At 31.9% G+C, this 12797-nt stretch carries 13 protein-coding genes; 9 read left to right on the forward strand and 4 right to left on the reverse strand.

Annotation, left to right across the window (positions count from 1 at the left end; translation table 11 throughout):
* The first annotated feature begins 65 nt into the window (after window positions 1-65).
* The 4 genes from ACQY6M_RS11550 (at window position 66) to ACQY6M_RS11565 (ending at window position 4451) form a co-directional block, all read left to right on the forward strand.
* Window positions 66-995, forward strand: coding sequence for an ABC transporter ATP-binding protein (locus ACQY6M_RS11550; RefSeq protein WP_428742050.1), 930 nt, complete (start codon window positions 66-68; stop codon window positions 993-995).
* A gap of 4 nt (window positions 996-999) precedes the next feature.
* Window positions 1000-2322, forward strand: a complete 1323-nt coding sequence (locus ACQY6M_RS11555; RefSeq protein WP_428742051.1) for an ABC transporter permease — start codon at window positions 1000-1002, stop codon at window positions 2320-2322.
* 68 nt (window positions 2323-2390) lie between these two features.
* Window positions 2391-3236, forward strand: a complete 846-nt coding sequence (locus tag ACQY6M_RS11560) for a mechanosensitive ion channel family protein (RefSeq protein WP_428742052.1) — start codon at window positions 2391-2393, stop codon at window positions 3234-3236.
* A 51-nt stretch (window positions 3237-3287) separates the two neighbouring features.
* Window positions 3288-4451, forward strand: a complete 1164-nt coding sequence (locus ACQY6M_RS11565; protein WP_428742053.1) for a sigma-54-dependent transcriptional regulator — start codon at window positions 3288-3290, stop codon at window positions 4449-4451.
* A gap of 65 nt (window positions 4452-4516) precedes the next feature.
* Here ACQY6M_RS11565 and katG read toward each other — a convergent pair whose 3' ends face one another.
* A complete protein-coding gene (gene katG, locus ACQY6M_RS11570) occupies window positions 4517-6718 on the reverse strand; it encodes a catalase/peroxidase HPI (protein WP_428742054.1) in 2202 nt (733 codons plus the stop codon).
* 276 nt (window positions 6719-6994) lie between these two features.
* Between katG and ACQY6M_RS11575 the strand changes: the two genes are divergently transcribed.
* The 3 genes from ACQY6M_RS11575 to ACQY6M_RS11585 all read left to right on the forward strand — a co-directional run bounded on the left by ACQY6M_RS11575 (window position 6995) and on the right by ACQY6M_RS11585 (window position 8294).
* Window positions 6995-7636: a peroxiredoxin gene (locus tag ACQY6M_RS11575; RefSeq protein ID WP_428742055.1), complete on the forward strand. Its 642-nt coding sequence runs from the start codon at window positions 6995-6997 to the stop codon at window positions 7634-7636.
* Between the two features lie 89 nt (window positions 7637-7725).
* Complete coding sequence (locus ACQY6M_RS11580) at window positions 7726-8034, forward strand: thioredoxin family protein (protein ID WP_428742056.1); 309 nt, start codon at window positions 7726-7728, stop codon at window positions 8032-8034.
* A gap of 2 nt (window positions 8035-8036) precedes the next feature.
* Window positions 8037-8294, forward strand: coding sequence for a DUF6952 family protein (locus ACQY6M_RS11585; protein WP_428742057.1), 258 nt, complete (start codon window positions 8037-8039; stop codon window positions 8292-8294).
* A gap of 68 nt (window positions 8295-8362) precedes the next feature.
* On the opposite strand, the gene ACQY6M_RS11590 is transcribed toward ACQY6M_RS11585, so the two are convergent.
* From ACQY6M_RS11590 to ACQY6M_RS11600, 3 genes are read right to left on the reverse strand one after another with little or no spacing between them, the layout of a single operon-like run.
* Complete coding sequence (locus ACQY6M_RS11590) at window positions 8363-8791, reverse strand: response regulator (protein ID WP_428742058.1); 429 nt, start codon at window positions 8789-8791, stop codon at window positions 8363-8365.
* Between the two features lie 10 nt (window positions 8792-8801).
* On the reverse strand, window positions 8802-10748 hold the full coding sequence (locus tag ACQY6M_RS11595) for a sensor histidine kinase (protein WP_428742059.1): 1947 nt from the start codon (window positions 10746-10748) through the stop codon (window positions 8802-8804).
* A 33-nt stretch (window positions 10749-10781) separates the two neighbouring features.
* Window positions 10782-11162, reverse strand: a complete 381-nt coding sequence (locus ACQY6M_RS11600) for an Hpt domain-containing protein (protein WP_428742060.1) — start codon at window positions 11160-11162, stop codon at window positions 10782-10784.
* Between the two features lie 128 nt (window positions 11163-11290).
* Here ACQY6M_RS11600 and ACQY6M_RS11605 point away from each other — a divergent pair, with 128 nt between their 5' ends.
* Together ACQY6M_RS11605 and ACQY6M_RS11610 are read left to right on the forward strand one after the other, a co-directional pair.
* Complete coding sequence (locus tag ACQY6M_RS11605; RefSeq protein WP_428742061.1) at window positions 11291-11659, forward strand: response regulator; 369 nt, start codon at window positions 11291-11293, stop codon at window positions 11657-11659.
* Between the two features lie 142 nt (window positions 11660-11801).
* Window positions 11802-12788: a HEAT repeat domain-containing protein gene (locus ACQY6M_RS11610; protein WP_428742062.1), complete on the forward strand. Its 987-nt coding sequence runs from the start codon at window positions 11802-11804 to the stop codon at window positions 12786-12788.
* Window positions 12789-12797 lie beyond the last annotated feature (9 nt).

Below are 12797 nucleotides of genomic sequence, written 5' to 3' on the forward strand. Positions count from 1 at the left end.
TAAATTTATGTAAGTTTGTAAGAATTTTATGTTACAAAAAGTTAACTAATTATCAAATTAAATCAATGAGTAACTTATTAGAAATTAACAATGTTGTAAAGCGTTATGGTGATTATACTGCATTGAATAATGTGTCTATGCATATACCAAAAGGGAGTGTTTTTGGATTGTTGGGTCCAAATGGAGCAGGAAAAACATCTCTTATTAGAATCATCAATCAAATTACGATGCCTGATGCAGGTGAGATTATTTTAGATGGAGAAAAGTTAGCACCACATCATATAGAACACATAGGATATTTACCAGAAGAACGTGGTTTATATAAGAGTATGAAAGTAGGGGAGCAGGCATTGTACTTGGCTCAATTAAAAGGTTTGAGCAAATCAGAAGCCAAAAAGCGTTTAAAGTATTGGTTTGATAAGTTTGATATAGGTGCTTGGTGGAATAAGAAGATAGAAGAGCTTTCTAAAGGAATGGCACAAAAGGTGCAGTTTATTGTTACCGTATTGCACCAACCTAAACTATTGATTTTTGACGAGCCTTTTTCAGGATTTGATCCTATCAATGCGCAGTTAATAGCCAAAGAAATTTTACAATTGCGTGATGAAGGAGCTACCATAATTTTTTCTACACACCGTATGGAAAGTGTAGAAGAGATGTGTGATTATATTGCGTTGATTAATAAATCAAACAAAATTTTAGACGGAAAATTGGTAGATATTAAGAAAGAATTTAGAACCAATATTTTTCAGGTAGGTTTGGCAACTTCTAGGTTAAAAGAAGTAGAAGACAAACTGAAGCAAAATTTCGAAGTGTTACCAGCTGATTTTAAATTGTTAAACGAAGGATTAAAGTTGAATGTAAAATTGACCAATGGAAGTTCTCCTAATGATTTATTGTCATATTTAGCTTCACAAGGAGAAGTGCAACATTTTGTAGAATTAGTGCCTAGTGCTAACGATATTTTTATTCAGGCAATACACAAAAACAGCTAATTAAATGAAGAAGTTACGATTAATTATAGAACGCGAATTTATTGCTAAAGTTAGAAATAAGTCGTTTATCGTTATGACATTTTTGAGTCCTTTATTAATGATTGGTATGGGGGCTTTAGTTATTTTCTTAATGAAAAAGAATGACGAAAAAGTTAAAAAAATAGTATACGTAGATGAGTCTGGAAAATTTTCTAAAGATGTATTTGTAGACTCAAAAACTATAAAATATCAAGATTTTACGGCTTTAGGGATTGAAGATTCAAAAAAGAAAGTAGAAGAAGGTGATTATTATGGAGCTTTATACATTCCAAAACAAGATAGCTTAGAAATACTAGCAAAATCGATAGAGTTTTTCTCAAAAGATTCACCAAGTATGTCTATTATGGAAGGCTTAGAAGATAAGATAGATAAAGTATTACGTCATGAAAAGCTGACAAGCTTTGGAATTGATATTGCACATATTGAAGAGTCTAAAATCTCATCAGAAATTAAAATGTTGAATTTTTCTGGTGAAAAATCATCAAAATTAATCAACGGATTAAAGATAGGTGTTGGAGCCATAGCAGGGTACTTGTTAATGATGTTTGTGATGATATATGGTACTTCGGTTATGCGTAGTGTAATTGAAGAAAAAACGAGTAGAATTATCGAGGTAATTGTTTCTTCAGTTAAACCTTTCCAGTTAATGTTAGGAAAGATTATAGGAAATGCTTCTGCTGGTTTGTTGCAATTCTTTATTTGGGGAATTTTATTCTTAGTATTTAGTTTTATAGCATCTTCTTTCTTTGGAGTTGATATGATGGATGTGCAAACGGCTAAAGTATCTCCAGAACAATTGGAAGCTATCCAGCAAACAGCAACTGATAAAGGTGAAATGATAGTTCAGGAAATTTTTAGGTTGCCTTTAATAAAAATGTTCTTCTTGTTCATTTTCTATTTCTTGGGTGGATATATGTTATATAGTTCTTTATTTGCGGCGGTAGGAGCTGCGGTAGATAATGAAACGGATACTCAACAATTTATGATGCCAATTATGTTGCCATTAATTTTAGCGGTATATGTTGGTTTTGCAACGGTAATTAATGATCCTCACGGACCAGTATCTATTATATTTTCATATATACCATTTACCTCGCCAATCGTTATGTTAATGAGAATACCATTTGGAGTAGCTTGGTGGGAAATAGCAATCTCTATGTTGTTATTAATTCTTACTTTTATGGTAATAGTATGGATTGCCGCAAAGATTTATCGTGTTGGTATTTTAATGTATGGTAAGAAGCCAACCTATAAGGATTTATGGAAGTGGATTCGCTATAGTGGATAATTCTTAATATTATCCTAAAGTGTTTAATTTGAATTACATCTGACCAATAAAAAAATGAGAGTTAGTAGATGAAAGAAATTATAAAGCAAATAACCGATTTTTTAAATTATAGAATACCTTTAGGAGGAAAAGATATAGATGTAACTTTAAAAACAATTTTACTTTTAATAATAAGCTTAGTTATTGTTAGATTTTTATTGAAATACTTAAAAAAACTAGCTAAAAGTAAATTGGAACAAGAAGATAAGAATAAGTTCAATACTATTTTCTCGTTTACTAGTTGGTTAGCTTATGTAATTGTCTTTTCAATAGCGTTAAGCTCAGCAGGAGTTAATTTAAGCGCTGTTTTAGTTGCCTCCTCAGCATTATTAATTGGTATTGGTTTGGCTTTGCAAACCTTTTTTCAAGATATTATTTCTGGTGTTTTTATCATTGTTGATAAAAGTGTGCATGTAGGAGATATTATAGAGTTAGATGATAAAGTAGGAAGAGTAGAGGAAATAAAATTAAGAACTACAAGAGCTGTAACCATAGATAATAAAGTATTGGTTATTCCTAATCACAAGTATTTGTCGAATAGCTTGTACAATTGGACTCAAAATGGAACAACTACTCGCGAAAATGTTACGGTAGGAGTAGCCTATGGAAGTGACGTAGCTTTGGTTAAAAAATTGTTGCTACAAGCTGCTAATGAACATCCAAAAGTATATCAACACCCCGCTCCAATGGTACTATTTGAAAACTTTGGCGATAGTTCATTAGATTTCAAATTAATATTTACATTAAATGATAGTTTTCAAGCACTAATCCCTAAGAGTGATATCAGATTTAGAATTGATGAACTGTTTAGAGAACATAATGTAAGTATTCCATTTCCTCAAAGAGATATACATATTATTGAAAAAAATAAATAATGGCTTAATTGTTGCTTTTTTAGGGAAAATATCAAAAGAATAAAAGGAAGTATGGCTAAAATATTAATAATAGAAGATGAAGCTGCAATTCGCAGAGTATTAAAAAAAATCATTTCAGAAGAAAATGATTCCTATGATGTTGAGGAAGCTGAAGATGGGTTAGCAGGAATTGAAATGATAAAGAATACAGATTATGATTTAGTGCTTTGTGATATTAAAATGCCCAAAATGGATGGGGTTGAGGTATTGGAAAAAGCCAGAAAGATAAAACCAGAAACACCTATGGTAATGATCTCCGGCCACGGAGATTTAGATACAGCAGTAAATACAATGCGTTTAGGTGCTTTCGATTATATTTCAAAACCACCAGATTTAAACCGCTTGTTAAATACGGTAAGAAATGCTTTAGATAAAAAGGAGCTAGTAGTAGAGAACAAGCGTTTAAAAAAGAAAGTGAGCAAGAATTATGAAATGATAGGTGAAAGTGATGCTATTGCTCATATTAAAGGTATCATAGAAAAAGTGGCTGCGACTGATGCTCGTGTTTTAGTTACCGGACCTAACGGAACGGGTAAAGAATTAGTGGCGCATTGGTTGCATGAAAAATCAGAACGTTCTAAAGGACCTATGATTGAAGTGAACTGTGCAGCAATTCCTTCAGAATTGATAGAGAGTGAGTTGTTTGGGCATGTGAAAGGAAGTTTTACTGGAGCAAATAAAGATAGAGCAGGTAAATTTGAAGCTGCAAATGGAGGTACTATTTTTTTAGATGAAATAGGAGATATGAGTTTGTCAGCACAGGCAAAAGTACTTCGAGCTTTACAAGAAAATAGAATTTCACGAGTAGGTTCTGATAAAGATATTAAGGTAAATGTACGTGTAGTAGCAGCGACCAATAAAGATTTAAAAAAAGAAATTGCTGAAGGACGTTTTAGAGAAGATTTGTATCATCGTTTAGCTGTAATTTTAATTGAGGTTCCGGCGTTAAATGATCGAAGAGAAGATATTCCGTTATTGGTAAAATTCTTTGCAGAGAAAATTTCGGAAGAGCAGGGTATGCCTAAAAAAGCATTTGCAGATGATGCTATAAAACAATTACAAGAGTATGATTGGACAGGGAATATTCGTGAACTTCGAAATGTTGTTGAACGTTTGTTAATCTTAGGAGAAAAAGAGGTTTCTAAAAATGATGTAAAACTATTTGCAAGTAAATAGTATAAATATTTTGTCAAAATAAAAAAGAAGAGCTTTAAGCTCTTCTTTTTTTGTGTAAGTATGTTTTAATTTAAATCGTATCTATCTGCATTCATTACTTTAGTCCAAGCGGCTACAAAGTCCTTTATAAATTTTTCTTTATTATCGTCCTGGGCATATACTTCAGCATACGAACGTAAAATTGAATTGGAACCAAATATTAAATCGGCTCTTGTAGCTGTCCATTTCGTATTTCCTGTATTTCGATCAACAATATTATAGAGGTTTTCTCCTACAGGCTTCCAAGAATATGCCATATCTGTTAAGTTTACAAAGAAATCATTACTTAAAACGCCTTCGTTATCAGTAAATACTCCATGTTTAGTACCTCCGTGATTGGTTCCTAATACACGCATTCCTCCAACTAAAACAACCATTTCAGGAGCTGTTAACCCCATAAGTTGTGTTTTGTCTAGTAATAATTCCTCAGGTGTTACAGTATACTCTTTTTTCAACCAGTTTCTATATCCGTCGTGTAAAGGTTCTAATACATCAAATGATTCAGCATCGGTCATTTCTGAAGTAGCGTCTCCTCTTCCTGGAGAGAAAGGAACTTTAATATGTACACCACCTTCTTGAGCAGCTTTTTCAATAGCAGCACTACCACCTAAAACAATTAAGTCGGCAATGCTTACTTTTTTATTCAACCCTGATTGAATTTCACTTAGTTTATCTAGAACTTTTTTCAATCTTTCAGGCTCATTTCCTTCCCAATCTTTTTGAGGAGCTAAACGAATTCGAGCACCATTCGCACCACCTCTATAGTCTGAGCTTCTGAAAGTTCTAGCGCTATCCCACGCGGTATTAATGAGCTCGGTGCGAGTTAACCCACTATTTAATAATGTGTTTTTTAATTCTTCTATTTCTGTTTCACTTAAAGTGTACACTGCTTTTGGAACAGGATCTTGCCAAATAAGGATTTCAGTAGGTGCATCAGCTCCTAAATAACGAGTATTAGGACCTAAATCACGATGCGTTAATTTGAACCAAGCTCGAGCAAACGTATCAGCAAAGTACTCTGGGTCTTTATAGAATTTTTCAGAGATCTTTCTGTACTCAGGATCCATTTTCATTGCCATATCCGCATCAGTCATGATGGGGTTTCTTTTAATGTTTGGATTATGAGCATCTGTAGGCTTGTCTTCTTCTTTCATATTAACAGGCTCCCATTGCCAAGCACCAGCAGGACTCTTTGTTAGCTCCCAATCATGATTTAATAATAAATGAAAATAAGTGTGATTCCATCTGTCAGGTGTAGTTGTCCATGCACCTTCTAAACCACTAGTAACTGCGTTTTCAGCATTTCCATTTCCTTTAGGGTTGTACCATCCTAAACCTTGTTCGTGAATTTCAGCTCCTTCAGGACTTTGACCTAAAGCGCCAGCATCGGCATTTCCATGTGCTTTTCCTACGGTATGACCTCCAGCTGTTAAAGCAACAGTTTCTTCATCGTTCATTGCCATACGCTTAAAGGTTAAACGAACATCTTTTGCAGTTCTCAGCGGATCTGGTTTGCCATCAACTCCTTCAGGGTTAACATAAATTAATCCCATTTGAACCGCAGCTAGTGGATTTTCTAGAGATTCTCTATTGGTATCGCTTTCGTATCTATTGTGTGTGGCAGCTAACCATTCTTTTTCCGAGCCCCAATAAATGTCCTTTTCAGGATGCCAAATATCTTCACGTCCTCCAGCAAAACCAAAGGTTTTGAATCCCATAGATTCGTATGCCATGTTTCCTGCTAAAATCATTAAATCGGCCCATGAAATTTTATTACCATATTTTTTCTTGATTGGCCATAATAACCTTCTTGCTTTGTCAAGATTACCATTATCAGGCCAACTATTTAATGGAGCGAAGCGTAAGTTACCAGTATTACTACCACCTCTACCATCAGCAACTCTATAAGTACCGGCAGCATGCCATGCCATTCGGATCATTAATCCTCCATAATGCCCCCAATCTGCTGGCCACCATTCTTGGCTACTTGTCATTAATTCTTTCAGATCATCTTTTAGAGCTTCAAGATCTAGTTTTTTAAATTCTTCAGCATAATTAAAATCTTCACCTAAAGGATTTGTTTTGGTATCGTGTTGATGTAGGATGTCTAAATTCAAAGATTTCGGCCACCATTCCATGACATTATTATGTATTTCGGTATTAGCGCCTTGAGAAAACGGACATTTTCCTGTTTTACTACCAGAAAAGTGTGGATTAGTATCGTTCATTTTTTTATTTTTTAAGGTTACAGTACCATCAAATTTACGATAAACCATTAGATAATTTTTATTTATATTTTTTATTTTACTATAAGATAAAATTATTTTAATTTATAATGTATTGATGTGTAGTGTTGTATTTTGTTTTTTTATGTCGTTGTTTGTTTGGTATCGATTATTCTTATAATGAAATAAAAAAATATTTTAACATTCGTTCTTTAAAATGTTAGGAAACGAAATACATTTGCATCCGTTAAGAATTATTAATCAATAAAAAACTTTAAAATGGCTACAGCAGTTGGAAAAAAATTCCCGAATCTAAACGTAGATGCAATGAACGAAATGGGTGATACGTTCAAATTAAATGTATTGGAAGAAGCAATCAATAATAAGAAGAAAATATTGTTGTTTTGGTACCCAAAAGATTTTACCTTTGTATGCCCAACTGAGTTACATGCTTTTCAAGCTGCATTATCAGAATTTGAAAAAAGAAATACAATTGTAATTGGTGCATCATGTGATACTCCTGAAGTACATTTTGCTTGGTTAAATCAAGCGAAAGAAAATGGAGGTATAGAAGGTGTAACATATCCATTGTTAGCAGATAGTAACCGTAACTTATCATCTATCTTAGGTATCTTAGATATTACTAATGAAACTTTTGATGAGGCTACAGGGACAGTTCAAGTAGAAGGAGATAATGTAACTTATAGAGCTACTTATTTAATTGACGAGGAAGGGACAGTATTCCACGAAGGAATTAACCATATGCCAGTAGGTCGTAATGTAAATGAATACTTACGTCTAATTGATGCTTACACTCACGTACAAGAAAAAGGTGAGGTGTGTCCAGCAAACTGGGAAGAAGGAAAAGAAGCAATGCAAGCAAACGCTAAAGCTACTGCAGAGTACTTAGCTGCACTTTAAAATACAGTTAGGAAAGGAACAAAGTTCGTGTGAGATAAGTGAAGGGGTCGAGCACGAACTCCTTTCGAAACCTAATAAAGTACAAGACTATGGTACAAGAATTAACTCAAGATAATTTATCGGAAGTTGTTGAAGGAAACTCGAAAGTAGTAGTACAGTTTTCAGCTACTTGGTGTGGTAACTGCCGTATTATGAAACCTAAATTTAAGAAGTTATCTTCTGAAAATGAAGAGATGGTTTTCGTAATTGTTGATGCAGAAAAGTTTCCAGAAAGCAGAAAGTTAGCAGATGTAAGTAATTTACCAACTTTTGCAACATTTGTTGATGGTAAATTTGTGAATCAAACACAAACGAACAAGTTTGATGTATTGAAAGATTTAGTAAATGAAGTTGCTTAATTATGAAATTACCAATAATTAAACACTTAACTTCTTTTATTGAAGAAAACGACCAGGATTACGTACTAGAAACTATTGAAACTCTTGAAGCCTTAACAGAAGTTCCATCATTAAAAGATGAAGAACTAGATGTAATAGGTGAGTTAATCTCTAATATGTATGGAGCAATTGAAGTCGATAAAATGATTAAAGACGGAACACCTAAGAAAGAAGCGTTAAATAGTTTTATGAAACGCGTTTTAGGTTCAATTGACCAATAGGTTTAAGGAATAAAAATTTAAATCCCAGTTTAACATAGTTAACTGGGATTTTTTTTTATGCTAAAAAGTTAATTTTTTGAGTAACTGAATATCTTTGGAAAATTTGTAGCCAGAATTTCCTTTAGTTTTTCAGAAGTCAAAGGCTTGGATTGAAATTCATTAATTTGACTAATAGATTTAGCTTTTTCTCGATCATGAGGGTCTAAAGAAGTTGTAAGCATAATAATAATTTTTTTTGCCTGCTGTTCTTTGTCAAACTTTTTATATTCTTCAAGAAACTCCCAGCCGTTCATCTTAGGCATGTTAATGTCTAAAAAGATAATTTCGGGGTGTGGGTATTGTCCTTCAATTTTAGACTCTAAATAAATTAAGGCTTCCTCAGCACTTTGTTTACAAACAATGTTTTCGGTACAATCTTCCTTTTCAATAAGTAGTTTATGAAGAAAATTTGTAGCAGGATCATCATCAATTAATAAGATAGTATGTAGTTTTTTCATAATAATTGGTTTAGTATTGTATTGTGAAGAAAAAAGTACTTCCTTCATCTGGTTTTGATTTTACTCCAATTTCACCACCATGCAAGCCTACTATTTTTTGGCAATGAGCTAGTCCTATTCCGGTGCCTTCATACTCACCATCTAAATGTAGACGTTGAAAGATAGCAAAAATTTTGTGTTGAAATTTTTTAGGTATTCCAATACCATTGTCTTTTACAAAGAATTTCCATGCGTATTTTTTTTGTTTTGCTTTTATGGTAATAACAGGAGGGATGCCTTTTTTAGAAAACTTGATAGCATTACTTATAAGGTTTTGAAATAGTAATCGAAGCTCTGTAGGGTAAGCATTTATAATAGGTAAATTATCATCATAAACAATTGTTGTTTTTGTTTTTGTAATAATGTTATTTAAATCTTCTATAATATCCTTAATTAAGACATTGCAATTGACTTTTGATAACTCTTTTTCACGACCTAACCTAGAATAGTCTAATAGATTTGTGATTAAGTTACTCATTCTGTTGGTAGCTTTTTTTATAAAAGTAAAAAGTTGTTTTGCGTTTTCATCTAATTTATCATAGTAATCCGTATAAAGAATATCAGAAAAAGTAGAGATTGTTCTCAAAGGTTCTTGTAAGTCATGAGAAGTAATATAGCTAAACTGCTCTAGTTCTTTATTCTTTTGCTCTAAAGTCTTAACATATTTAGAAGCAAGTAGTTCTTCTGCTTCTTTACGTTGAGTAATGTCTAGTTGAATAGCCATGTATTCGTTAATATGGTTTATTGTATTTTTAAGAGGTACAATAGCGGTTTCTGTCCAGTATAAGGACCCGTCTTTTGCTTTGCTCTTCACCTCTCCAAACCAGGGTTCTCCAGAAGAAACTGTTAACCAAGCATCAGTGTAAAAAGAAGCAGGATGATAATCGGAACGGACAATTTCATTGGTGTTTCCTATGATTTCTTCTTTGGAATATTTTGAAATTTCACAAAAGTTTTCGTTTACATACTTTATGTTCGTATCTTCATCAGTAATGGCCACAATAGCTATTTTATTTAAAGCCTCTTTAAACTGTAGTAATTCTCGGTTTTTGTTAATTAAGTTTTTTTCTAGTCTTTTTCGTTGATAATCAGTTTTATTTAGCCCAATAGAAATAATATAAGTGTACAAAAAACCAGAGAGAATAAGTATTAAAGTGTAAACAATAATACCCGATTGTGCTCCAATAACGTTCTCATTAATGAGTGTAAGCATCAAGAAACTTAGGAAAAAAGGAATTAATACTATAAAAGGCAATAAGCGTTGTAGTGATTTACTACCAGAATTATTTCCTAAGATTGTTTCTTTAAATCCAATATTATAAGACTTAAGTATTAGTAAAAAAGAAATAAGAACAAAAGCTACAGATGTTTGAATAGACATTGTTCTAAAAAATTCAATCTTAGCTTCTACAGGTACTCTTAAAGCGAAAGAAATAATAATGATGGACGAAACCGCGGTTGTAATAAGAGCAACGTGTTGTGTGGTAGCTATATAGACTCTGTTAGTAGATTTTAATCCAGTGAGCCCTATGGAGAAAAAGAAAAAACAGGCAGCAGTAGCTTCTGACATTCTTCCCGGATGTGTTTTTGTAATAGTGTCTTTTACAAATAAATTATCAATATATAAATCGATGTGAAAGGTATATTCTATAAGTGTTAATGTACTTATAACTAGTATTAAGTAGGTGAGAAGTAAAAAAGGCTTTTTGTATTGTTTTCGTTTTCCTCTGCTAATAATTAGGCAAATTGCAGATATAAGAAATAAAAAAGCGGTATTAAATTTAGTGGTGGCTCCATCTTCATTAACTGTAAATAAAATTCGTTTGTGAAAAATCCACTCAAACATGGTAAACGTACTAAACAGTAAAATAAGAGAAGTTAGGATATAATCTAAGTGTTTAAATTTTTGCGTTTTCATGTAGCTAATTAGTTGAGGGATTTGATAAAATGACTAGTTGTTATTTTTTACAAAACACGATAATATTTTTTCATACTCAATAACGCTTTCATCATAATTGACTAATACAGAATTAGTGAGTGTTTTTATTTTTTCAATATCTTTTAATTCAGAGCTTAAGGTTTCAATTTCATCAAGTAAATTTTTAGACTTTAATCCCATAATGGTAAATGAAGATCTCAAAAAGTGTGAAGCTTCTTTAATTAAAGTAAAGTTTTCTTCACTAATAGCTTTTTTGAGGGTTGCAATTTTTTCTTTACTCTGTATTAGGAAAATAGAAATCATTTCAGAGTACTGTTCAACATCACCAGAAAGATTTTCATTTAAAAAACCTAAATCAACAACTTCACTATTAAAACAATTGTTATGTAACATGTGCGCAATTTTTAGTACTGTTTAATCTAAACTATATATGACAAATACTGATATATTTTTAGTATATTTGAGTAGAAGGTGTCATATGTGTATAAATTTAATAAAAAAAATAGATAGATAATAATTTAATGAATAAAGCAAAAAAAATTGTTATAGCTGAGGATAACTCAGTGTTTTTATTATTAATTAAGTTGAAATTAGAAAAAGAGGGCTATGAGTTATTTGTTGCTGAAGATGGTCAAAAAGCAATTGACCTTATTGAAACTCACAAACCTGATTTAATTTTAACAGATATTATGATGGACTATCTTTCTGGCTTAGAGGTTATAAGTCATGTTAGAAATGTATTAAAAATGAATACCCCTATTATTGTCTTTTCTGCCTCAGGTCAAGAAGAAATGGTAACGAAAGCGTTTAATTTAGGAGCTAATGATTTTATGGTTAAGCCATTAATTCCTAATGAGTTGATAATAAGGGTTAAACGTATGCTTATGTAATGTAAACTAATCCCTCAGCTTTATGGTCCCCCCTCTATTTATTAATTCTTTTTTTGAAGACTTTCCGTCTATCGTCAAAATAATCTGGATACTTGCTATTGTTTTCTTTTTTATAATGATAAGTCTTATCTTTTTATTAAAAGTGACAAGATTTCGTTTAAGAAAGAAAGAGGTTTTTATAAAAGCTAGAAGTAAAGAGTATGAAAAAAGAATTGTAGACTACTTATATTTAAACGAAGATACTCAAGAATTAAACAGCTCTCAGCAGGAATTTATAGGTAAACTAAAACTAAGTTTAAAAAAGAGTTTAGATAGAAGAATATTTATCACAGCACTTTTAAAATTGAAAGGCGAAGTTTCAGGAGATATGGTTGGTGTTATTAATCAGCTGTATAAAGAATTGGGGTTAGACAAGCAAGCAATGTCTAAGTTACATAGTAAAAGGTGGCATATTGTAGCAATAGGAATTAGAGATTTAAGACGATTTAAAGTATTTGATGCTCAAAATGAAGTAGCAAAATGTATTAATCATTCAAAAATGGAGGTTCGCCGTCAGGCATATTTATATTTTATCAATTTGTTTGGATTTAAAGGACTTGATTTTTTAGATGATTTAACATCTACAATATCAATTTGGGATCAAATAGGTATTCTTGACGCTTTACAGGGAGTAAAGTTAGAAGGTGTACCTAAAGCTCAAAAATGGCTAAGATCTAAAAATGACTATGTAATATTGTTAGCTCTTGAGTTAGTGAAGGTTTATAACTTAAGAGAAACTCAAAAAGAATTATTACACTTAATACAGCATCGAAACAAAGAAATACGATTAAAGACTATTCGTGTTTTAAGCTATTTGTATATAGCTGAAGCAAAACAGGAACTTATTGATGCTTATGAAAATTTAAATGTAAAAGAACAAATTGCTGTATTTGAGCTGCTAGAAAATATAGGGGCTAGAGAAGAAAAACCTTTTGTGTTAAAACATATAAGCAGTAAAGTTTTTGAAATAAAAGTTTTAGCCTTAAAAATTTTGAAACAAATAGATACCCCAAAGTTTGTTGGGTTGAAAAATGAAATAGATGTGTTAGCAAATCTTAAGGTATTTAATTATCTAGAAAATAACCCATAAGAAAAAGAA

The sequence above is a fragment of the Tenacibaculum sp. genome, assembly GCF_050290165.1.
Taxonomy (GTDB): domain Bacteria; phylum Bacteroidota; class Bacteroidia; order Flavobacteriales; family Flavobacteriaceae; genus Polaribacter.